Origin of the sequence: Fusobacterium sp., from assembly GCF_032477075.1 — a bacterium.
In the GTDB taxonomy this organism is placed as follows: Bacteria; Fusobacteriota; Fusobacteriia; order Fusobacteriales; family Fusobacteriaceae; genus Fusobacterium_A.
The window spans coordinates 184,276-206,078 of record NZ_JAWDXO010000002.1 but is presented as its reverse complement, the minus strand read 5'-3'; the positions used below and the strand labels follow the sequence as shown (position 1 = coordinate 206,078).

Here is a 21,803-nt window from a genome sequence, read left to right as displayed (position 1 = left end):
TAGAAAATTTATTTATATTTTAAAATAAATTATGATATTAGATGTAATTGTAATATAATGATTTAGAATATATAAGTTTTATGTTTTGACAGGAGGAAAATTGAAAATAGAAAAAATAAACATTCTTACAGAAGAACAGAAGAATAAGATTATTAATCTTCAAAAGATTTGTAATAAGTTTGAAAATCTTAAAGCAGAAGTTTTTTTATCTAATGAAATAAACTTTGATAAAGAAATTCCTTGTTTTTTTCTTTGCTATGAAAAAGAAGAACTAATTGCTTTTTTAACAGCTTTTTTACCTACAAAAGAAGAAGGGGAAATATCAGCTTTTACTCATCCTAAATATAGAAAAAAAGGTATATTTAAAAAACTTTTTGAAGAATCAGTAGAAATTTTAAGAAAAAATGATATACCTAAAATATTATTTGTAACTGAGCCTGAAAGTAAAAGTTCTAAAGAAGTTTTAAAGAGAATTGGGAAAATAAAATTAGTAAGATCAGAATATACAATGAGTTATCTAAAAGAAAGCTTTCAAGAAGAAAATGATAATAAAAGATTAAAGTTTGAAACAGTTACTGAAAAGAATAAAAGAATTTATTCTCAAATGACAGAAGAGATATTTGAAATGCCTGAAGGAACAAGTATAAATTTTGTAGAAAATGTAATAAAATCAGTTGATAGAGATGCTTATATAGGATATTTAAATAAAGAAAATATAGGTATTTTTAATATGAACTATATTAAAGATGGAGTTTTTCTTTATGGATTAGGGATAAGAAATTTTTTCAAAAGAAAGGGATATGGAAAAGAAATAATGAATTTTGCTTTGAAAAAAGCTTTTGAAAAAGGAAGTAAAGCTCTTCTTGATGTAGATTCAGATAATGTATCTGCTTATAGCTTATATAAGAAATTAGGTTTTGTAATAGAATTTCAAGCAGATTATTATGAATATTATATTAAATAAAAAGTGTAGAATTTATCAATTAAGAATAACTATGTATTAAGAATATTGTTAATAATTTTTTATAAATTAAAAATTGGACGATTATATGTAGTTTTATTTTTAGGTTTTTGTAATTATAGCAGTTAAAATTTTTAACTGCTATAATTATTGAAAAACTATTATTTATCTTATTATAATAGTTAAATCTATTTAATTCTAGGAAATATAAAATATATTTTAGCTTTTTACTTTCTTTAATATAACTAATAGTCCATATATACAAATCCACCACCAAGGGTAGTTGATTTAAGCCATAAGGCAAGATTTACTTTTTTTTCAATACTTTCATCATATATTATTGCCTGTAAAATATTGTTTTCTCTATCATATTCAATTGAGACAAGAAGTACCCAATGCCATCTATCAAGAGTGAGTTCTTCTCCACTACAAAGATTTAAAAATGCTACAGGCTTATCCTTTGAAAGAGCCTTTAACAGAAATGTTAAAAGTGTTTCAAAAGATGGCTTGTCTTCATCAGGCTCAGGAACATCAAGAGTGTATAAATTAACTGTCATATTTTTTTCTTTTAAATAAGTTTTAAATTTTTCACAGAATATTTCAGTAGTTGGTATTCCTCTATTTCCAGGGGTAACAAATTTCCATAACTCGTTCATTAAAGAGAGCATAGAACTTTTTATACATGGAAGCTTTTCTGGGCTTTCTTTGATATATCTATAATAGTGTGTAAGCATTGCTGCAGTAGTAGGACCGCAACCTGCACGACGTTGTATTTCTTCCAGATACCACTCTTGGTCACATCCCAAAAATATCTCGTCTGCTGCATCATCTTTGATTTTAAATAAATCAAGATTTTTAATTTGTGATGTATAAAGCACAATAACACCCCCTATAGTTACTTTTTACTTTTGAGGTATCTTAATATCTCATTGTTTTAAGTTAGTATATAGTCAAAAATAAAAAATATCTTTCAGAGTATAAAAAAATAGCTGCTGAATGATATCTTTTACATATATAATACCATTCAATAGCTATTAAATCAACAGAAAGAATTTTATAAAGAGAAAGAAGAAGGCTCTTTTCTTCTTTTTATTTTAAATTTGCAATATCTTTTGTATCAATTATCAATGTTACTGGCCCATCATTAAGAAGCTCAACTTTCATGTCAGCACCAAATTCTCCACATTCAGTTTTTATTCCAAAACTTCTGCACTTTTCTAAGAATTTTTTATATAATGGTTCAGCAAGATCTGGTCTTGCAGCTTCAGTAAATCCAGGACGACGTCCTTTAATACAGTTTCCATAAAGAGTAAACTGAGATATAACTAAAAGCTCTCCTTTGATATCTTCCAGTCCTAAATTCATTTTTCCTTTTTCATCTTCGAATATTCTAAGGTCTTTAATCTTGGCTGCCAACCAATTAACTTCTTTCTCTGTATCTGTATGAGTTATTCCAAGAAGGACTAAAAGACCATTTCCTATTTTTCCTAGAATTTTTCCATCAACAGCAACACTTGAATGTTTTACTCTTTGAATAACTGCTCTCATCTTTTCACCTCAAATAATTTAATCTAGTTAATTCTATTATAAATTTCTAACTTTTGCAAGAATTAAAAATTAATAGATTAAATGATTTAGATTAAATAAGGATTTGGAAAAATGTTAAATAAATGATATAATTAATGAGATAAAATGTATTATTTTATAGATTATATTTTTGTATAAAAAGGAGCTAAAATATGAGAAAAGAGATAGTTTTAACAGAGTTTGCAAGAGTAATAAATTCAGATAGATACCAGTATACAGAAAGTGATATTTTCTTGACAGAACATATGGAGGAGAAAGAAGCTGTTTTTGATATGTTTTTTAGAAAGACAGAGGATGGAGGATTTGCTGTAGTTTCAGGAATACAGGAGGTTATAAATCTTATTGAAATTTTGAATAGTACAAGTGAAGAAGAAAAGAGAATGTATTTTTCAAAACTTATTTATGAAGAACATTTAGTTGAGTATCTTTCTAAAATAAAGTTTACTGGGGATATATATGCTATGAGAGATGGAGAGATAGCATATCCAAACGAACCTGTTATAACTATAAAAGCTCCTTTAATAGAAGCAAAAATATTAGAAACTCCTATATTAAATATAATGAATATGCAGATGGCTATAGCTACAAAAGCTTCGAGAGTAACAAGAGCAGCTTATCCTGTACAGGTTTCATCTTTTGGAAGCAGAAGAGCTCATGGATTTGACAGTGCAGTGGCAGGGAATAAAGCTGCTGTTATAGGAGGATGTGCAAGTCATTCAAATCTTATGACTGAATATAAATATGGAGTCCCAAGTATAGGTACCATGGCTCATTCATATATTCAGACTTTTGGAGTGGGAAGCCATGCTGAAAGAATAGCATTTGATACATTTATAAAACATAGAAGAAATAGAAAATCAAATGCTCTTATTCTTCTTATAGATACATATAATACTATTGGAATAGGAATAAGAAATGCAATTGATTCATTCAAAGCTTGTGGAATAGATGATAATTATCCTGGAATATATGGGATAAGAATAGATTCAGGAGACCTTGCTTATCTTTCTAAAAAATGTAGAGCTATGCTGGATGAAGCAGGACTTACAAAGGCAAAAATTTTTCTTACTAATTCATTGAATGAAGAACTTATAAGATCATTGAGAGAGCAAGGAGTATGTGCAGATACATATGGGGTAGGAGATGAGATTGCTGTAAGTAAATCTAATCCATGTTTTGGTGGAGTATATAAAATAGTTGAAATAGATAATGAACCAGTAATAAAATTATCAGAAGATATTATAAAAATATCTAATCCTGGATTTAAAGAAGTCTATAGAATATATGATAAAGAAGGACTTGCTTATGCTGATTTAATAACTCTTGTAAAGAATGATAGTGATAAAGAGAAATTAGTAGAAGGAAAGGATATTACTATCAGAGATGAAAAATATGATTTTAAATTTAGTGATTTAAAAGAAGGGGCATACAGTGTAAAAAAACTTACTAGAATATATGTAAGGGGTGGGGAAGTTATTTCAGAAGAATATGATAAATTATTTGATGTTCTAGGATCACAAAAATATTATTTAGAAAGTTTGGAAAAAATATCAGCAGAAAGAAAGAGATTGGAAAATCCTCATAAATATAAAGTTGACTTATCAGAAGATTTAATAAAATTAAAATACGACATGATTAAAACTATACAATCTGAAGTATTAAAAGATGACTCTCGTAAAAAATAGGAGAGTCATCATATTAAAATTCATTTTTTTAAAGCTATTACTAGTAATTGAGCAGTAGAAAGATTAGTAGCAATAGGAATTTTATGTACATCAGCAAGTCTGATAAGGGCAGAAATATCTGGTTCATGAGGTTGGGCTGTAAGGGGGTCTCTTAAGAAGAATACAGCCTTAATTTTGTTAAGGGCAATATCAGCACCAATTTGCTGATCCCCTCCTATTGGACCAGATTGATATCTATGTATATTTAATCCAGTTGCTTCTGCTATTCTTTTTCCAGTTGTTCCAGTGGCTACTAATTCAAAGTTTTTAAAAAAATCAAGGTTTTCTTTTACAAAAGTAACTATTTCATCTTTCATATTATCATGGGCTATAAGAGCGATTCTTTCCATTATTATAGTTCCTCCTTTGGAAATTAGTTGATATAGTTATTATATAATAATTCTTAATGAAATTGCCAGTAATTTCAAAATAAAAAAGGGTGATAATGTGGATTTTAGTAAAATAAAATATATAGAAAGAAAAACAGGGGAAATTCTTGTTGAAAAAGTTCCAGGAGAAAAATACTTAAAATTTTTATATTATAATCCTCTTGGAGAACTTCCTTTAAATATGATAGTAAGAAAGAAATTTTTTACTGAATATTATGGAAAAAAAATGAGCAGCAAAAAATCTTGTAAAAAGATTCCTTCATTTATTGAAGAGGCTGGAATTAATATAGAAGAAGCAAAAAAAACTATAAAAGAATTTACTTCTTTTAATGATTTTTTTTATAGAGAATTAAAAGATGGAAGAAGACCAATTAATCAAGATGAAGATATACTTGTTTCCCCAGCAGATGGAAAAATAATTGTATTTGAAAATTTAAGAGATAAAGATGAACTATTTATAAAAGGAGATAAATTTACACTGGGAGAGTTTTTTAAAAATAAAGAAATAGCTGAAAAATTTGAGGGAGGAGTCTTTCTTATCATCAGATTAGCTCCAGTAGATTATCATCGGTTTCATTTCCCTGCTGACGGGAAAATAAGCAATAGTAATTTGATAGATGGATATTATTATTCTGTTTCTACTCATGCTGTTAAGAAAAATTTTAGAATATTCTGTGAAAATAAGAGAGAGTATTCTATTCTCAGCACAGAAAAATTTGGGGATATAGCCATATTTGAAGTTGGAGCCACTATGGTAGGGGGAATTAAGCAAACTTATACAGCAGGTTCATTTGTAAAAAAAGGTGAAGAGAAGGGATATTTCTTTTTTGGAGGTTCTACCTGTGTGTTAGTTTTTGAAAAAGATAAAATAGATATAGACAAAGATTTAATTGAAAATACTAAAAAAGGAATTGAAACAAAAGTGTACATGGGGGAAAGAATAGGGATTTCCCACAAAAGATAAGGAGAAATATGAAGAGAAAGGCAAAATATTTTAAAATAGGAGATTTGATTATATATTCCTTCCTTCTGTTTTTCTTTATTACTTTAGGAATAAATATCACAGAATTATCTCAGGAAAAAGCTTCTAAAGTAGAGATATATGTAGATGGAGATCTGCAGTATGTATATCCACTGCAAGAAGAAGAAAGAGATATTTTTGTTGATACAAATCTTGGAGGAGTAAATGTTAAATTTAAAGATAATATGGTAAGAGTTACAACTTCTAATTCGCCCTTGAAACTAAATGTAAAACAAGGCTGGATAAAAGATCCTGGAGAAGTTATAATAGGTGTTCCTGATAGACTTTTAATAAAGATAGTAGGGGATTCAAAAAACAGCAGTAATGGGGAGGATTTAGATTTCGTAATAAGGTAGGCGAGAATAGTGGAAAAGAAATGGACTTTTTTGAAATTTTTAGGAGCTGGAATAATACTCATATTAATACAAAGCTTTTTTCAGAAATATGATGCTTTTAAAGATATATACAGTACTTATATTGGCTATCTCATACCCATGATATATGCATTATTTATATCTATATTTTTGGAACCTTTAGTTAGTAAAATAGAAAATAGATTTAAGCTTAAACGTTGGGTATCTGTATCAATAGTCATTGTATTAGTAATAATAGGGGTCATAGGATTTGTGGGTCTTATATTGCCGCAATTGGGGAAAAGTTTTAAAGAATTATATAATAAACTTCCTCATATGCAAGAACAGTTAGGAAATCTTATAAAAAGAGTTCTTGATTTTCTTAAAGAAAAAGAATTACTTATAATTGGAGAAAAACAGATAGAAGACAATATAATTAATCTATTAAAAAGAAATATAGGAAATTTACAGGAATTTGGCATATCAGTTCTTTTGAATATTGTATGGTGGACTGTTGCTCTTAGTAAATTTTTTATAGGTTTTTTTCTTGCAGTATTTATTTTATTAGATAAAGAGTATTTTATTAAATTTTTAAATAATATTCTTACTATAATTTTTGGAAAAGAAAAAGGAATATATATGAGTGATTTTCTTAATCAATCTAGAAATGTTCTTTTAAATTATGTATGGGGAAGAATCATAGCTTCTGCTTTCGTAGGAGTGGTAACTTTTGCAGTATTATTTTCTACAGGAGTTCCATATGCTCTGTTAAGTTCTTTGATGATAGGAATGGGAAATATGATACCATATGTTGGTTCTATTGTTGCTGGAGCTATTGCTATATTTTTAGTAATTTTAGCAGAACCTTCAAAAATAATATATCTTTTTCTTGCAATGGTAATAGGACAGGCAGTAGATGGATGGATTGTGGGACCAAGAATTGTAAGTGAAACAGTTGGAATGAGTACATTTTGGGTAATAGTAGCAGTACTTATTGGAGGGAGTCTTATGGGACCTATGGGAATGTTTTTTGGAGTCCCAGTTTTTGGAATAATAAAACTTATTTATGAAATACAGCTAAAAAAGAATAATAATAGCAGCAGTAAAATTATTAAAAATAAAAAGGAGAAAAAATGGAAAAAATAACTTTGATAGCTTCAAGTACTATGGGGCTTGAAAGTGTTGTAAAAGATGAATGTATAGAGCTTGGATTTGAAAATGTGAGAGCATTTAATGGAAGAGTAGAATTTGAGGGAACTGTAAAAGATATAGTTAGAGCAAATATACATTTAAGATGTGCAGATAGAATATTTGTAAAGATGGGAGAATTTAAAGCAGTTACTTTTGAAGAGCTCTTTAGAAATATAAAAAAAATAGAGTGGGCTGATTATATTCCTGAAAATGGAGAATTTCCTATTAGTTGGGTAAGTTCTGTAAAATCTAAACTTTTTTCAAAATCAGATATACAAAAAATAGCAAAAAAAGCTATGGTAGAAAAAATGAAAGCAAGATACAAAAAAGATTATTTTTATGAAGATGGAGCCTTATATGCAATCAAAATACAAGCTCACAATGATATTTTTATAGTAATGATGGATACAAGTGGAGATGGATTACATAAAAGAGGATATAGAGCTATAAAAAATGAAGCTCCTATAAAAGAAACTATGGCAGCAGCTCTTGTAAAGTTGTCAAGATGGGTAGGAGGAGAAAGACCTTTGCTAGATCCTATGTGTGGAACAGGAACTATATTAATAGAAGCAGCTATGATAGCTAGAAATATAGCTCCAGGAGCTAATAGGAATTTTGCTTCTGAAGGATGGAATATTATTACTGAAAATGAATGGATAGAAGTAAGAGATGAAGCTTTTTCAAATGAAGATTATGAAAAAAAAGTACAAATATATGGTTCAGATATAGATCCTGAAACTATTGAAATTGCTAAAGAAAATATAAGAAAAGCTGGAGTGGAAGATGATATAACATTGGAATGCAAAAATTTCCTTGATATTGAAATGGAAGCAAGACAGGGGTGCCTTATAACAAATCCTCCATATGGAGACAGACTTCTTGATGAAAAAGCTGTTGAAAGACTTTATGGACTTCTTGGAGATATTTGCAGAATGAGAATACCAAAATGGTCTTACTATATAATCACTTCATATGAAGAATTTGAAAAATGTTTTGGCGAAAAAGCCAGTAAAAATAGAAAATTATACAATGGTGGAATAAAATGTTATTATTATCAATATTATGGAGAAAATAATGGAAAAAACAATAAAAAATAATGAAACTTTAAAATTTTCAATAGAAGTAATACTACAAGTTTTTAAGTCAGTAAATAAAAAAATAGATGAACTGAAGAAAATTGGAGATATTTCAGGCATAGAAATACTTGAAAGAGATGTTATACCAAAATATGAAAAGCTTTATGGTGGATTGACAGGAGAAATTGTAAAAAAATTTGATGAAGAACAAATTTCTACTATTAAAAAATATATTGAAGATATAATGAAAGAAAATAACTTTAATGAGGAATATATAAAAAATCAAATAGAATTAAGAGAAAAACTAAAAGGAGATTCTGGAGCTGAAGTAGTGAAAAGATTTTTCCAATATGAAAAGAAAGAACTTGAAAAGGCTAAATATGAACTTTTAGATAGGGCTGATAAAATACTAGAAGAGGAAGAAAAACTCTCTATGGAAATGAAAAATGCAATACAGGAAGAGGAACAGATTGAATATATCTATAAACTACAACCTGTAAGAGCTGAATTCAGAAAAGTAGAAGAGAAAATATTAAAAGTTCAGGAAAAACTTGATATCTTGAATAAAAGATTGGCATCAGAATGGCCATATGAAATATATGGAACCATATCAAAAGAGGAAATGCTGGAAACTTATAATAAAATTATGAAAAAATAATTATGATTTTTAGGAAAGTATGATAGAATTATGGAGGAGAAAATGAAAATGGTAAAAATAGTAATATTGCTATTAATAATCGCAGGAGGTTTTTTTTATCATTCGAGAAAGAGCCGTTCAGCTGATTTAAATATTAAGGAGGGAACAAAAGTGGAAAATATAGTATTAAATGCTAAAATAAAAACTTCAAAAGGGGAGATAAATTTAAAATTATTTCCAGAAGTTACACCTGTAACAGTAACAAACTTTGTACATTTAGCAAAAAAAGGATATTATGATGGATTAAAGTTTCATAGAGTAATAGCAGATTTTATGATTCAAGGTGGAGATCCTGCAGGAACTGGAGCAGGAGGACCTGGATACCAATTTGGAGATGAATTTATTGAAGAACTTACATTTAATGTACCAGGTAAATTAGCAATGGCTAATGCAGGACCAGGAACAAATGGTTCTCAATTTTTTATAACTCATGTACCAACTGAATGGCTTAATTACAAGCATACTATTTTTGGAGAAGTAGTTTCTGATGCAGATCAAGCTGTAGTCAATAAAATAGAACAGGGAGATACTATTGAAACAATAGAAATTACTGGAGATGTGGATAAATTTTTAGAAGCTAATAAAGAAATGACAGAAAAAATGGATGAGATATTAATTCAAACAATGCCAAATTTAAAAAAATAATAAAAATAAAAGTCAACTGCCAGCTGCGCTATTTAAACCAGTGGTTGGTTGACTTTTTTTTAATTTAAAAGTAATATCAAATTAAGAATTTATTGAGATGATATGATGAAAAAAGCATTTAAATTTAAAGATGAAAAATCAGATAAGTTTTGGTGGATAAATTATAGTGGAAAAGATTTTGCTGTAAACTATGGAAAGAACGGAACTATAGGAAAATATGAAGTAAAAGAATTTGAAACTGCAGAAGAATGTGAAAAACAGGCTCTTAAACTTATAGCCCAGAAAATAAAAAAAGGATATATAGAAGATGAAAAATTTGATTTTAATAATCATCTTTATTTTGATTCAGAAGAAATAGGACTGCATCCAAAGACTTCACACCCTTTGTTTGATAAATATTTTAATAAAGAAAATTATTATGACTGTGGAGAGGAAGAATCTCCCTTTGGAAATGATAGTGGAGCAGATACCTTATTTTATCTTTGCGAATATATAAGAAAGAATGGAGATAATGATATAAAAAATTTTCCTAAAAAAGTAATTGAAAAAAATTGGGAAATGATATATTGTCCTCCAGAAAATTTACTTAAAGAGGATTTGAAAAATTTTATTTCTGGGAAGAAAGTCAGTGGTATAGAAAATTCACATCTTCTTATAATAAATGATCAAGTAATTATAGCAACAGCTTTTGGTCAAATAAAAATAATGGGGAAAATTGATAAAGAACTAAAAAAAATGGCTTTAATGTCATTAAAAAGATGGAATATAGTAATGGAGATAGAAGGATATGATCATTCAGATATAATAGATGAGATGGAAAATGATATGGCAAAATTTGAAAATTAAGGAGGAGAATATCGAATTAGAAAAATTATTTAAAAAAATGGAAAAAGATACAATTCTTATAAATTTTGAAAAGAAAATAGAAAGTGAGCTTCCAATAGGTGTTTCAAAATTTGGAGGAAGACCAGATTTACCAGAAGACTTTGAATGGTATTATTATGAAGGTAAAGGATACAAAGGAAAAGTAGAAAATAGACCATTAAGTTTTTTAGTTCAGATTAATTTTAAAGAGATAAAAGAATATGATAAGGAAATCTGCTTCCTGAAAGTGGAATGTTGTACTTTTTTTATGAAATGGAAACTATGACTTGGGGATTTTCTCCAGAAGATAGAGGAAGTGCAAAAGTATTTTATTATAATGGAGATATCTCTAAATTAAAAAGAAGAGAATCTCCAAAAGAATTAGATAAAGATTATAAAATGCCAGAAAAAAGAATAGTTTTCAGTAATAGGAAGGATATTCCATCTTATGAAGAATTTGACGAAATATTAAATGACATGGGATATGAAGATATCAATGATGAATTTTATGATGAGTATGAAGAAAAACTTGTGAAATATATTGAAAATGACAGCAATACTATAAGTAAATTTTTAGGGTATGCAGATGCTATACAGGGTGATATGAAATTAGAATGTGAAGAAGTCACAAATGGGATTTCATGTGGAAAACCTCATGAACTAGAAAAGTCTATGAAAGAAAAAATGAATGAAGGCAGTAAAGAATGGCAGCTTTTATTCCAGTTAGATACAGTAGAAGATGATGATTTTGAACTGATGTTTGGAGATTGTGGAAGAATATATTACTTTATAAAAAAAGATGAGCTAAAAAAGAAAAATTTTGATAGTTCTTGGCTCATCTTACAATGTTATTAATTTTATTTTTCTTCTTCCAGATGAATTTTTTCTATACGATTATCAGGAATTATCCACAATATAGCAGTAAAGGCATAAAAAAATAAAGAAATTACAGGAAGAAACAATGCTGAAATTATTCCAGTAAGATATAAAATAGGAGAAATTATCCCTTTTATATCATTTCCAATGGCTTTTTTTAATTTTGAATTTTTACCTTGTAGTTTTATAAGTAAATGAATTAAAATAAAGTATGCTATAGAACTGGCTAAAAGAACTCCTCCATAGAGCATAACAGAGATTTTAGAGAAGCTTGTTTCACCCATCCAACTTGTTGTAAATGGTATAAGAGAAAGCCAAAAGAGCAGATGAGTATTTGCCCATAGTATTTTTCCATTTACTTTATTGACAACAGAGAAAGTGTGATGATGGTTATTCCAGTATATTCCTACATAAAGAAAACTTAAAAGATAACTGGAGAATTTTGGAAATAAATTAGCAAGCTCAGAAATGTCTGCTTTGTGGGGAGCTTTTAATTCTAGTACCATTATTGTTATAATGATGGCTATTACTCCATCACTGAATGCTTCTACTCTATTTTTTTCAAACATATATAACTCCTTTTTTATTTCTTTTAATTATTATATGAAAAAAAAGAAGCAATTCCTTTTAAAGAATTGCTTTTTTTAGAGAGGGAAATTTTATTATTCAGTTACATATACATTTGTAAGATCTAAATATCCATTATTTTTCATAATAAGATTATGAATATTTTTTCTCATTCCAAGATTTAGTTTTGGATAAAGTATAGTGTAGTGAGGGATTTCTTCCTGCAATATCTCTTGAGCTTTTCCATAAAGCTCTTTTCTAATTTTAGGATCCATTGTTATTCTTGCTTTATCAAGAGTTTCATCTAATTCTTTGTTTATAAAAGCAGTCACATTCATAGAACCTTTTATTTGAGATGAATGGAAAAGAGGATACATAGTTTTATCACAATCCCCATTAGCTGTATTCCAAGACATATAAAAAATAGGTTTTATCTCATTTTCATTTTCAATCATTTTAATATAAGTAGCCCATTGGAAAACCTTAATTTCAGTATTAATTCCTATTTCTCTTAACTGCTCCTGAATAATAACACAAGCATCAATTCTTGCAGAATCATCACTTACCCATAATTCAATATTGAACCCATTAGGGTAGCCAGCTTCTGCTAAAAGTTCTTTAGATTTAGCAGTATTTAAATCGTATTTTTCAGCATCAGGATTGAAGTCTGTCATAGCAGGAGGAACTACAGAAGTTCCAGGAGTTGCAGAATCTCCATATATAGCCTGAGTAATCGCATTGTTATCTATTGCATAAGCTATTGCCTGTCTTACTCTTTTATCTTTTAATAGTTCATTTTTACTATCAAAACCAACAAATTGACTTGTAGGAGCTTCTACTTCTATAAAGTCTAAAGAATTATTATTTTTAATAGATTTTAAATCCATAACTCCCATATCTAAAGAAATATCAGCTTCACCAGTTTCTAACATAATCATTCTGCTGTTATTTTCAGTTATAAACTTAATAACTACTTCTTTTAATTTTGAAATAGGTCCATAGTAATTCTCAAATCTTTCCATAGTAAGTTTGTTTCCTATATCCCATGATTTAAATTTGAATTGTCCAGTTCCTACAGGATTAGTAAGAAATACATCTTCTGAAGCTTCAACAAGTTCTTTATTTACTATTGAAGAGTTTGTGATGCTGAGCTGATTTAAAAGACTTCCAAAAGGAGTATCTGTAGTAATGTTGATAGTGTTTTCATCAAGTACAGTAATTTCTTTTATTGGAGTAAAATTATATGCACATTGTGGTAGACTTCTTGCTCTATCTAAAGAAAATTTTACATCTTCAGCAGTCATTATATCTCCATTATGAAACCTTACACCTTTTTTCAAATGAAATACTGTATTTAAAGGATCAATAGATTCCCAGCTTTCTGCTAATCCTGGAAGAAGGTTAAGATCTTTATCCATTGTTATCAAAGTATCAAACATAAGCTGAATTATTTTATTAGATACTGAATCTGTACTTTTTTGTGGATCAAGAGTTTTGATTTCAGCTTTTTGAGCGATAACTAGAGTATCTTTTAATTTAGTTTCTGATGAAGATTCAGATTTTATAGCTTTTGTTCCTCCTAATAATAAAGCAAAAGTAAGTAAAAAAATCACAGCCAATAGTTTCTTTTTCATTTTTGTTTCCCCCTCTGTATAGTTAAAAAGTTCTTTAAGAATAAAAAAAAGCAATCTGGTTAGATTGCTTTAAAAACAAATGATATTTTTATATATATCATGTGGACTCCAAAAAACATGATATATAAATTATAATTTATATATTCAAATATTTTAAAGGAGTTTACACAGAAGTATAAAAGTTATCAAAAGACGCAAGCTTATATCTAACATTAAAAATTTCTGTATGCAGTTTTTCTGTGCAGCTCCACCACCAATATTGGAATACAGTGTTTAAGTTAGATAATGTCATATTGATAACCTCCTTTTTCATAGTTTTATTTCTTGTAATGAGTATATTCTAATTTTTTTTAAAAGTCAACTACTTTTTATTTTTTTTTACAATATCCAGAAAATATTTATGAACAGAAGCATCATTAGTAAGCTCTGGATGGAAAGATACAGCTAACATATTTTTTTCTCTCACAGCAGTGATATTTCCATTTACAGTAGACAATATTTCTACACTCTCTTTTGTTTTTTCTACATAGGGAGCTCTGATAAAAACCATTTTAACTTTTTTATCTATTCCCTTAAAATTTTCTTCTGTTTCAAAACTTCCTAATTGTCTCCCATAAGCATTTCTTTTAACTTCTATTCCCATAACTCCTAAATGTACAACTTCACTGTTTGAAAGTTTTTCAGCAAGAAGTATCATCCCAGAACAAGTACCAAATACAGGGAAACCATTTTTTATTTTTTCTCTAAGAGGCTCAAGGATATTAAAATCTCTCAAAAGTTTCCCCATAGCTGTACTTTCTCCTCCAGGAAGTATTATACCATCTACGTCTTCTAACTGTTCTTTAGTTTTTATTAAACAACTTTCTATTTTTAAAAAATCAAGGATATTTTTATGCTCTAAGAAAGCTCCTTGAAGAGCTAAAATACCAATTTTCATATCTACCAACCTCTTTTAGCCATTTTTTCATCTTCTGTAAGAGAATAAACATTAATACCTACCATTGCTTCTCCTAAATCCTCAGATATTTCAGCAAGAATTTTTGGATTATTATAATTAGTTACAGCTTTTACAATAGCAGCAGCTCTTTTTGCAGGATCGCCAGATTTGAATATACCAGATCCAACGAAGACACCATCACATCCAAGCTGCATCATAAGAGCAGCATCAGCAGGAGTTGCAACTCCTCCAGCAGCAAAATTTACAACAGGAAGTTTTCCATTTTCATGTATATATTTTACTAAGTCATATGGAGCTCCTAATTCTTTTGCAATATGATAAAGTTCAGATTCAGGAGAAGAAACTACTTTTCTGATATCTTCATTTAATGTTCTCATATGTTTTACAGCTTCTATAACATCTCCAGTTCCAGGTTCTCCTTTAGTTCTTATCATACTTGCCCCTTCAGATATTCTTCTTAAGGCTTCACCTAGATTCCTTGAACCACATACAAATGGAACTTTAAATAATGTTTTATCAACATGGAATCTATCATCTGCAGGAGTAAGAACTTCACTTTCATCAATATAATCTATTTCAAGAGCTTCAAGTATTTGAGCTTCTACAAAATGTCCTATTCTAACTTTAGCCATTACTGGAATAGAAACAGCAGCTTGTATTTCTTTTATCATTTTAGGGTCTGACATCCGTGCTACTCCACCATTTTTTCTTATATCAGCAGGAACTCTCTCAAGAGCCATTACTGCACATGCACCAGCTTCTTCTGCTATTTTAGCTTCAGCAGCTGTAGTTACATCCATTATTACTCCACCTTTTAACATTTGAGCTAGATTTTTATTTAAATCATATCTTGACATAGTCTTACCTCCATATATTTATTGATTATTTTATTGATTAATATTATAATAAGAGTATCGATACAGTATATTAAAAAAAAATATAAAATTATTCAATTCTAAAAAATACTAATTGTACCGTAACACTTTTTTATTGGAGGAGTGATGAAAATAGAGTTATCTACAGAGAATGGAGAAAAAATATATCTTCAGCTTTATTATAAATTAAAAGAAATGATAGAAAATGGAGAGTTAAAAGGAAAAATATTTTCTATAAGAGAACTTGCTAAAAATTTAGAAGTGAGTATTTCTACAGTGGTAAAAGCATATGAACAGTTGGAAAAAAATGGGTATATATATCTTAGAGGCGGCAGCGGTGCATATGTGAAATATAACAGGGAGAAAAAATTCTATCTGGAAGATCATATGGAAAATGAAATATTTAAATATGGTTATTTTAATTCTGAATACAAAATAGATTTTTCCACTGCATCACCTAATGCTGATTTTTTTCCTATTGAAGAATTAAAAAAAGCAATTAATTATATTTTAGATAGGGATGGAGGAAAAGCACTTCTTTATGAAAATCCCCAAGGTTATCTTGAGCTTCGTAAAACTATAAAAAGAGAGTTAAAAGATGAAGGGATAGATGTAGAAATAAAAGATATTCAAATAATGTCAGGGGCTCAGCAAGGGATAGATATACTGAGTAAAACATTAATATATCCAGGGGATATTATAGTTACAGAAGATCCAGCATATAAAGGTGCCATTGTAAGTTTTAAGAATAATGGAGCAAAAGTAGAAAGAATATCTATGAAAAAAGATGGACTTGATATAAAAGAACTGGAAAATATTCTAAAAAGAGATAAAATAAAATTTATATATACAGCAGCTACTTTTCATAACCCAACTGGAATATCAATATCAGAAAAAAAGAGAATAGAACTTTTAAAATTGGCTGAAAAGTATGATTTTTATATTATAGAAGATGACTGCAGCTCAGATATATATTTTGATGATAGAAAAATAAAAAGTATAAAAAGTTATGATAAAAATAAGAAAGTAATATATATAAAAAGTTATTCTAAAGTATTTATGCCAGGGTTTAGATTAGGATTTATGATAGTTCCAGAGAAAATAGCAAATTCTGTATTAGCAGGAAAATATTCAAGTGATATATCTAATTCAGGTTTAAACCAAAGAGTTTTTCAATATTTTTTAGAAAATGGCATCTGGAATAAACATATAGAAAAATCCAGAAAAGAATTTCATAAGAAACAAAAATATATGTATAACAGACTAAAAAAAATAGAAAATATAAAAATTAATAAACCTAAAGGTGGTATGTGTTTCTGGATAGAACTTCCAAAAGAAATAACAGGAGAAGCTGTATATATGAAACTTGCTAAAAGAGGAGTAGGAATTCTGCCAGGAGTAGTATTTTCAGAAAAATCATATAATTATATAAGATTGAGTTTTGCACAATGTAATGAAAAAGAGATAGATGAAGGAATAGAAATATTGGAAAAAGTAATTGATGAATTAAGATAAGGAGAAAAGAATTATGTTTAATAGAAGAGATGGAAATGTAAAAAGAATAAAAATAAAATTAGTAATATTAATTGTTTTAGTAATAATAGCTTTTGGAGTGAAATATTTTAAATAAAATATAAAGAGAGATAACTCTAAAAATTATATTTTTTAAAGTTATACTCTCTTTATTTTTATTAATCTATTATTTCTGGAGTTTTATCTCTTTCTATCAGTTCCAGAGTTACTTTGGTAGTAGCTACACAAGTAACAAGAGGAGCTAGAAATATCCCAATGAAAGGGATAAAAAACAGAAGTGTAAATATACTACCACACAATAGAGAATAAAATCTCTTTTTTTTCAAGAATTCAAGACTTTCTTTTGGTGAAAATTTATATCTCTCCAGAGTATAATCCATAAATGAAAAACCTGTAAAATATCCCTGAAGCAAAAATATGAGCAAAGGAACAGATAAATTTATAGGAAAAACAAAGCTTAGCAACATAATAACACATGTTCCAATAAGCTGTTTAATAAAACTTCTGAATCCTACTTCAGCACCTCTCATTAAGAATCTCATATTATCTTTGACTGTAAAATCATATTTTTTTCCTGTAAGAAAACTGTCTACTCTTTCAGAAACATATCCCAGTATTGGAGATAAGAGTAGGAGCAGCAATGATTTATATACTAGAAAATAGAGAAAAACAGCTACTACCCATATTATTATTTTAATTAAAATAGAAATTAAGGCATGATATTTTTCTAATTCAAATATTGATTCCAGAGAATTCATTATTCCAAATGAAAGTAAATTTGCTAGAAATATTAAAATTAGAAATAAGAGAATACCAATAATTCCTGGCAGAAAATAATATTTTTTCAATTTAGCTTCATTAATGATTCTAAAAGAATCAGAAAAAGAAGCCAGAACAAGTTTTATACTTTTCATAGTTTAATCTCCTGTATTAGTCCAAATGTGATGTATCAGAAAAAACTTCTATATTGAATTTTCCATTTTCATACTTTACTATTGAAACACTTGTATTTTGTGGAACTTTAGCAGCTCCTAATTCATCCATTTTTTCTTTTGTTATAATATGAAACAAGGCTTTTAGAGTTACTCCATGAGTAACAACCACAACTTTATCATTATTATTAAGATACGATAAAAGTTTATCTAATCCTTTTTTCACTCTTTCTATTACTTCATAATAATTTTCTCCATGATAAATTTTTGGATCATAATCTACAGGATTATTAAAAAAATTATAAAATTCTTTTGGATATTTTTCTTCAAATTCTGAACGTGGAACCCCTTCAATATCACCCATAGATATTTCTTTAAATTCCTCTATAAATTTTATTTTTTGTTTTCTGTCTCCCATAATGATTTTTGCTGTTTGAATAGTTCTTCCCATAGGAGAAGAATAGAAGTCTGTAAATTCAATATCTTTAAGTTTTTTTGAAAGTTTTTCTGCCTGTGATATTCCTAATTCTGTAAGTGGAGAATCAGAGCTCCCCTGAAATATTTTTAAAGTATTCCATAATGTTTCTCCATGTCTGATAAAATAAATTTCCATTTGCTTATATTTCCCTTCTTAATTATAAATTTTTTTATTTTTTTACATTTAAAAATGTAGGACTATTTAAAAACTTTTTAATATTTTCTATTCTAGTTTTATCATTAGGATGAGTACTTAAAAATTCAGGAGATTGTTTTCCACCACCTGCACTAGACATTCTTTCCCAGAAAGTAAGAGCATAACTAGGATTATATCCAGCAAGTTTCATAAAAATAAGTCCAAGTTCATCAGCTTCAGTTTCTTGTTTTCTGCTGTATCCAAGCATAACTAAATTAGAAGCACTTCCATAAAGTTCCTGAGGAACACCAAAGGCAGTTTGAAGAACTGCTCCTACTCCACCTTGGACTAAGCTTTGACTTTGCTGTTCTCTACTGTGTTCTGCTATTGCATGGGCAATTTCATGAGACATAACTACTGCAATTCCTTGTTCTCCTTTTGTATAAGGAAGAATACCAGTATAGAAAGCAACTTTACCACCAGGCATACACCAAGCATTAGGAGTATCATCTTTTATAAGATTAAATTCCCACTGATATTTAACTTTAGATGTTCTTTGTTCAGGATGAAGTTCAAAATATTTTTCTACAGCCTTGGCAATGTTGTTTCCAACTTTTTTTACAAGTTTAGCGTCATTGTTATTAAGCACAGTGCTTTGCTTAATAACTTGGGCATATTGAGCATAACTGTTTTGAATAGTTTCTTCTTCATTTACTAAAAGAAGTTGTTTTCTTCCAGTAATAGGAGTGCTAGAACAAGAGATAAGAAAAAGGGCCAAAAATACCAATGATAAAACTTTTTTCATTTTCATAAAATCCCTCCGATGTAAATATGATATTTTTTCTTTGAATATTCTTTTATTTTTAGGTATAATAAGAATATCAATACATTTATTTTACACAATTTGAAGGAGGATGTAAATTGAAATTTTTAGGAGTTATACCATCAAGATATGCCTCAACAAGATTAGAGGGAAAACCATTGAAAGATATATGTGGGTCTACAATGGTAGAATGGGTATATAGAAGAGCTCTTTTGTCAAAATTAGATAATGTAGTAATTGCAACAGATGATGAGAGAATAGTAAAAGAAATAAAATCTTTTGGTGGAAATGTTATTATGACAAGAAAGGATCATAGTAATGGAACAAGTAGAATAGCAGAAGTTTGCGAGATATATTCTGAATATGATGTTATTGTAAATATTCAAGGTGATGAACCTTTAATAGAACCTGAAATGATAAATTCTATAATTAATTCATTTTTAGAAGATAAATCTATTCTTATGAGCACATTAAAACATAAATTAAATACTATGGAAGAAATAGAAAATCCAAATTCTGTAAAAGTGGTGACTGATAAAAATGACTTTGCAATGTATTTTTCAAGAAGTGTAATTCCTTATCCAAGAAATCTGGATTTGAAAAATTATTACAAACATATAGGAATATATGGATATAAAAGAGATTTTGTAATGGAATATTCAAAAATGGACTCTACTCCTTTAGAGAGTTCAGAATCTTTAGAGCAACTTAGAGTATTAGAAAATGGGTATAAAATTAAGGTTATAGAAACTCCATATAAAATAATAGGAGTGGATACACAAGAAGAATTAGATAAAGTTAGAAAATACATCACAGAGCATAGCATAAAAATAAAATAACATCATTCAGGGGGAACAAAATTTATGAAAAAAAAATTAAGTAAAATATTTCTAATTGTATTAATGGCTGCTTTCATAGGCGGATGTAGCTCTACATCTTCTAAGAAACCTTCTTCTGGAGGTATATTTAGCGGAATATTTTCAAGTTCTAAGCCACAAAAAGCTCAGCATACAGATGCTGATTATGAATTGGATTACAGTTTTTTTAAGCAAAATGGACTTCCAATTCCAGAGAATTTTAAAGGGAAATCTGTAGAGTATCTTGTACCAGGAAATGATGTATTAAAAGAACATGGATATAGTTTTTTTAAAAAGCATAATGAGAAAGAGATGCTTAAATTTTTTAAAGATACTTCAATAACAGGATATGGATCAAATTCTAATTACTGGAGATGGAAGATAACATTTACGGAAAAAGAATTAATGAATTCAACAGCTCGTAATCTTCCTATGGTATACAAAGTAAGACCAAGAGATGTGATGACATTAAGCAATGGGGAATGGAAATCTCTTCCTATAACAGGGGCAACAGTTGGAGAAGTAAAAAATGTAGAAGTAGCTGCCAGAGGAAGATCTGGAGTAATAACTTATCTTTTAGTAACTACTAATAAGAATAAATTTTTAGTATCTAAAGAATTAAATATAAGAAAGCTTCTTACTGCTGATAAAAATAGTACAAAAACTAATAGAACAATTCCTTTATATGGAACAAAAGGTGGAACTGAAAATTATAACTTAAAAGCTTTGAGGAATAATATAACACTTTTACCATCAGCTTATTTTGCTATAGAAAAAAATTCTGGAAATATAACTCTGTATGGTGGAGGAAATGGTCATGGAGTAGGTATGCCACAATGGACAGCTTATGATTTAACTAAAAATTATAATTATTCATATAAAGATGTACTAAAAAGATATTATCCCAATACTGATATAAAGGATATGTACAGCATGAAAGAAGTAGATAAAAATATTAGAGTTGGGATAAGTAATAGCAATGGTGGATTAGATCATACAAAAGTTACTCTTTATAGTGGTGGAAAAATAAGGATAGTAGGTTCAGGGTTCAAAATAGATGTACCTGTAAGACATAAAATAGAGGTTATAAATGAAGGGAAAAAGCTTTCTATAAAAGTTAATGGAAAACAGAGAGTAAAAACTGTTAATCCAGTAGTAGTTGAAGGGACTGGATATTACATCACTTTGGCTGGAATAAAAAAGATGCATACTACAAATCCTAATTATCGTGGGACAATAGAATTGAAACTTTCAAGAACTTCCAGCAAAGGTGTAAGAATAATAAATGAGATTTATATGGAGGATTATCTGAAACAAGTAGTACCAAGTGAAATGCCACAAAGTTTTGGAGTAGAAGCTCTTAAAGCTCAAGCAATTGCAGCCAGAACTTATGCATTAAGTGATTATTTGAAATTCAGATATAAAAATGATGGATTTCATGTAAAAGACACTACTGAAAGTCAAGTGTATAATAATCAAATTGAGAATGATGATGCTAAAGAGGCAATAGAAAGTACTAAAGGAAAAGTTTTGATGCATGGGGAAAATCCAGTAGATGCAAAATATTTTTCTACATCAGGAGGATTTACTGAAGCAGCAAATTATGTATGGTAAGAAAAAATAGGAA

The 21,803-nt window shown here is 28.4% G+C and carries 24 protein-coding genes; 14 read left to right on the top strand and 10 right to left on the bottom strand.

All coding sequences use genetic code 11. The annotated features are described in order from the left end of the window. The first annotated feature begins 100 nt into the window (after nt 1-100). Nucleotides 101-964 carry a GNAT family N-acetyltransferase gene (locus tag E6771_RS02120; protein WP_316089340.1) on the top strand — a complete coding sequence of 288 codons (864 nt, stop codon included), beginning with the start codon at nt 101-103 and terminating at the stop codon, nt 962-964. Between the two features lie 242 nt (nt 965-1,206). Here E6771_RS02120 and E6771_RS02115 read toward each other — a convergent pair whose 3' ends face one another. Beyond that, nucleotides 1,207-1,839, bottom strand: a complete 633-nt coding sequence (locus tag E6771_RS02115; protein ID WP_316089338.1) for a hypothetical protein — start codon at nt 1,837-1,839, stop codon at nt 1,207-1,209. Nucleotides 1,840-2,050: 211 nt separating this feature from the next. Continuing rightward, nucleotides 2,051-2,509: a D-aminoacyl-tRNA deacylase gene (gene dtd, locus E6771_RS02110; RefSeq protein ID WP_316089336.1), complete on the bottom strand. Its 459-nt coding sequence runs from the start codon at nt 2,507-2,509 to the stop codon at nt 2,051-2,053. A gap of 191 nt (nt 2,510-2,700) precedes the next feature. Here dtd and E6771_RS02105 point away from each other — a divergent pair, with 191 nt between their 5' ends. After that, nucleotides 2,701-4,233 carry a nicotinate phosphoribosyltransferase gene (locus tag E6771_RS02105; RefSeq protein WP_316089332.1) on the top strand — a complete coding sequence of 511 codons (1,533 nt, stop codon included), beginning with the start codon at nt 2,701-2,703 and terminating at the stop codon, nt 4,231-4,233. A 20-nt stretch (nt 4,234-4,253) separates the two neighbouring features. Here E6771_RS02105 and mgsA read toward each other — a convergent pair whose 3' ends face one another. Beyond that, on the bottom strand, nt 4,254-4,622 hold the full coding sequence (gene mgsA / locus E6771_RS02100) for a methylglyoxal synthase (RefSeq protein ID WP_005952108.1): 369 nt from the start codon (nt 4,620-4,622) through the stop codon (nt 4,254-4,256). 97 nt (nt 4,623-4,719) lie between these two features. On the opposite strand from mgsA, the gene E6771_RS02095 reads away from it, so the two are divergent. The 9 genes from E6771_RS02095 (at nt 4,720) to E6771_RS02055 (ending at nt 11,363) form a co-directional block, all read left to right on the top strand. Continuing rightward, on the top strand, nt 4,720-5,625 hold the full coding sequence (locus E6771_RS02095) for a phosphatidylserine decarboxylase (RefSeq protein ID WP_316089330.1): 906 nt from the start codon (nt 4,720-4,722) through the stop codon (nt 5,623-5,625). A gap of 8 nt (nt 5,626-5,633) precedes the next feature. After that, nucleotides 5,634-6,038, top strand: a complete 405-nt coding sequence (locus E6771_RS02090) for a NusG domain II-containing protein (RefSeq protein ID WP_316089327.1) — start codon at nt 5,634-5,636, stop codon at nt 6,036-6,038. Nucleotides 6,039-6,047: 9 nt separating this feature from the next. After that, on the top strand, nt 6,048-7,181 hold the full coding sequence (locus tag E6771_RS02085; protein ID WP_316089324.1) for an AI-2E family transporter: 1,134 nt from the start codon (nt 6,048-6,050) through the stop codon (nt 7,179-7,181). After that, on the top strand, nt 7,169-8,323 hold the full coding sequence (locus E6771_RS02080) for a class I SAM-dependent RNA methyltransferase (protein ID WP_316089321.1): 1,155 nt from the start codon (nt 7,169-7,171) through the stop codon (nt 8,321-8,323). Before E6771_RS02085 ends, E6771_RS02080 begins: the two co-directional genes overlap by 13 nt. Beyond that, complete coding sequence (locus E6771_RS02075; protein ID WP_316089320.1) at nt 8,301-8,960, top strand: hypothetical protein; 660 nt, start codon at nt 8,301-8,303, stop codon at nt 8,958-8,960. Before E6771_RS02080 ends, E6771_RS02075 begins: the two co-directional genes overlap by 23 nt. Before the next feature lie 159 nt (nt 8,961-9,119). Then, nucleotides 9,120-9,644, top strand: a complete 525-nt coding sequence (locus E6771_RS02070) for a peptidylprolyl isomerase (RefSeq protein ID WP_316089396.1) — start codon at nt 9,120-9,122, stop codon at nt 9,642-9,644. Nucleotides 9,645-9,749: 105 nt separating this feature from the next. Next, a complete protein-coding gene (locus E6771_RS02065; RefSeq protein ID WP_316089318.1) occupies nt 9,750-10,490 on the top strand; it encodes a WGR domain-containing protein in 741 nt (246 codons plus the stop codon). A 37-nt stretch (nt 10,491-10,527) separates the two neighbouring features. Next, nucleotides 10,528-10,794 carry a DUF1963 domain-containing protein gene (locus tag E6771_RS02060; protein ID WP_316089316.1) on the top strand — a complete coding sequence of 89 codons (267 nt, stop codon included), beginning with the start codon at nt 10,528-10,530 and terminating at the stop codon, nt 10,792-10,794. Next, nucleotides 10,782-11,363 (top strand): DUF1963 domain-containing protein, encoded by a 582-nt coding sequence (locus E6771_RS02055; protein WP_316089314.1) that lies wholly within the window; start codon nt 10,782-10,784, stop codon nt 11,361-11,363. The genes E6771_RS02060 and E6771_RS02055 overlap by 13 nt, the downstream gene beginning before the upstream one ends. A gap of 2 nt (nt 11,364-11,365) precedes the next feature. Here the strand turns inward: E6771_RS02055 and E6771_RS02050 are convergent, their stop codons facing one another. From E6771_RS02050 to pdxS, 4 genes are all read right to left on the bottom strand, one after another. After that, the gene (locus E6771_RS02050) at nt 11,366-11,953 is read right to left on the bottom strand and encodes a TMEM175 family protein (protein ID WP_316089313.1); all 588 of its coding nucleotides are present in this window, start codon (nt 11,951-11,953) and stop codon (nt 11,366-11,368) included. 93 nt (nt 11,954-12,046) lie between these two features. Further along, entirely contained in the window at nt 12,047-13,585 is a 1,539-nt protein-coding gene (locus tag E6771_RS02045; RefSeq protein WP_316089311.1) for an ABC transporter substrate-binding protein, read from the bottom strand. A gap of 361 nt (nt 13,586-13,946) precedes the next feature. Beyond that, on the bottom strand, nt 13,947-14,522 hold the full coding sequence (gene pdxT / locus E6771_RS02040; protein WP_316089309.1) for a pyridoxal 5'-phosphate synthase glutaminase subunit PdxT: 576 nt from the start codon (nt 14,520-14,522) through the stop codon (nt 13,947-13,949). Nucleotides 14,523-14,524: 2 nt separating this feature from the next. Beyond that, a complete protein-coding gene (pdxS, locus tag E6771_RS02035) occupies nt 14,525-15,400 on the bottom strand; it encodes a pyridoxal 5'-phosphate synthase lyase subunit PdxS (protein WP_316089307.1) in 876 nt (291 codons plus the stop codon). Nucleotides 15,401-15,544: 144 nt separating this feature from the next. Here pdxS and E6771_RS02030 point away from each other — a divergent pair, with 144 nt between their 5' ends. Beyond that, nucleotides 15,545-16,933, top strand: a complete 1,389-nt coding sequence (locus E6771_RS02030; RefSeq protein ID WP_316089305.1) for a PLP-dependent aminotransferase family protein — start codon at nt 15,545-15,547, stop codon at nt 16,931-16,933. A gap of 176 nt (nt 16,934-17,109) precedes the next feature. Here E6771_RS02030 and E6771_RS02025 read toward each other — a convergent pair whose 3' ends face one another. Genes E6771_RS02025 through E6771_RS02015 form a run of 3 tightly spaced genes read right to left on the bottom strand, consistent with a single transcriptional unit; the run spans nt 17,110 to nt 19,307 of the window. Then, nucleotides 17,110-17,865, bottom strand: coding sequence for an EI24 domain-containing protein (locus E6771_RS02025; protein WP_316089303.1), 756 nt, complete (start codon nt 17,863-17,865; stop codon nt 17,110-17,112). Nucleotides 17,866-17,881: 16 nt separating this feature from the next. Beyond that, nucleotides 17,882-18,496, bottom strand: coding sequence for a histidine phosphatase family protein (locus E6771_RS02020; protein WP_316089301.1), 615 nt, complete (start codon nt 18,494-18,496; stop codon nt 17,882-17,884). A 34-nt stretch (nt 18,497-18,530) separates the two neighbouring features. Further along, a complete protein-coding gene (locus tag E6771_RS02015) occupies nt 18,531-19,307 on the bottom strand; it encodes a M48 family metallopeptidase (RefSeq protein WP_316089299.1) in 777 nt (258 codons plus the stop codon). A 110-nt stretch (nt 19,308-19,417) separates the two neighbouring features. On the opposite strand from E6771_RS02015, the gene kdsB reads away from it, so the two are divergent. Both kdsB and E6771_RS02005 read left to right on the top strand, forming a co-directional pair. Further along, nucleotides 19,418-20,158, top strand: a complete 741-nt coding sequence (gene kdsB / locus E6771_RS02010; protein WP_316089297.1) for a 3-deoxy-manno-octulosonate cytidylyltransferase — start codon at nt 19,418-19,420, stop codon at nt 20,156-20,158. Between the two features lie 24 nt (nt 20,159-20,182). Then, nucleotides 20,183-21,790: a SpoIID/LytB domain-containing protein gene (locus tag E6771_RS02005; RefSeq protein ID WP_316089295.1), complete on the top strand. Its 1,608-nt coding sequence runs from the start codon at nt 20,183-20,185 to the stop codon at nt 21,788-21,790. Nucleotides 21,791-21,803: the final 13 nt, after the last annotated feature.

Bases quoted from the DNA above. Each gene is read 5' to 3' on its own strand.
- dtd (WP_316089336.1), bottom strand. From the start codon at position 2,509: ATGAGAGCAGTTATTCAAAGAGTAAAACATTCAAGTGTTGCTGTTGAT.
- E6771_RS02105 (WP_316089332.1), top strand. From the start codon at position 2,701: ATGAGAAAAGAGATAGTTTTAACAGAGTTTGCAAGAGTAATAAATTCA.
- mgsA (WP_005952108.1), bottom strand. From the start codon at position 4,622: ATGGAAAGAATCGCTCTTATAGCCCATGATAATATGAAAGATGAAATA.
- E6771_RS02090 (WP_316089327.1), top strand. From the start codon at position 5,634: ATGAAGAGAAAGGCAAAATATTTTAAAATAGGAGATTTGATTATATAT.
- E6771_RS02080 (WP_316089321.1), top strand. From the start codon at position 7,169: ATGGAAAAAATAACTTTGATAGCTTCAAGTACTATGGGGCTTGAAAGT.
- E6771_RS02075 (WP_316089320.1), top strand. From the start codon at position 8,301: ATGGAAAAAACAATAAAAAATAATGAAACTTTAAAATTTTCAATAGAA.
- E6771_RS02065 (WP_316089318.1), top strand. From the start codon at position 9,750: ATGAAAAAAGCATTTAAATTTAAAGATGAAAAATCAGATAAGTTTTGG.
- E6771_RS02060 (WP_316089316.1), top strand. From the start codon at position 10,528: ATGGAAAAAGATACAATTCTTATAAATTTTGAAAAGAAAATAGAAAGT.
- E6771_RS02055 (WP_316089314.1), top strand. From the start codon at position 10,782: ATGGAAACTATGACTTGGGGATTTTCTCCAGAAGATAGAGGAAGTGCA.
- E6771_RS02050 (WP_316089313.1), bottom strand. From the start codon at position 11,953: ATGTTTGAAAAAAATAGAGTAGAAGCATTCAGTGATGGAGTAATAGCC.
- E6771_RS02045 (WP_316089311.1), bottom strand. From the start codon at position 13,585: ATGAAAAAGAAACTATTGGCTGTGATTTTTTTACTTACTTTTGCTTTA.
- pdxT (WP_316089309.1), bottom strand. From the start codon at position 14,522: ATGAAAATTGGTATTTTAGCTCTTCAAGGAGCTTTCTTAGAGCATAAA.
- pdxS (WP_316089307.1), bottom strand. From the start codon at position 15,400: ATGTCAAGATATGATTTAAATAAAAATCTAGCTCAAATGTTAAAAGGT.
- E6771_RS02030 (WP_316089305.1), top strand. From the start codon at position 15,545: ATGAAAATAGAGTTATCTACAGAGAATGGAGAAAAAATATATCTTCAG.
- E6771_RS02025 (WP_316089303.1), bottom strand. From the start codon at position 17,865: ATGAAAAGTATAAAACTTGTTCTGGCTTCTTTTTCTGATTCTTTTAGA.
- E6771_RS02020 (WP_316089301.1), bottom strand. From the start codon at position 18,496: ATGGAAATTTATTTTATCAGACATGGAGAAACATTATGGAATACTTTA.
- E6771_RS02015 (WP_316089299.1), bottom strand. From the start codon at position 19,307: ATGAAAATGAAAAAAGTTTTATCATTGGTATTTTTGGCCCTTTTTCTT.
- E6771_RS02005 (WP_316089295.1), top strand. From the start codon at position 20,183: ATGAAAAAAAAATTAAGTAAAATATTTCTAATTGTATTAATGGCTGCT.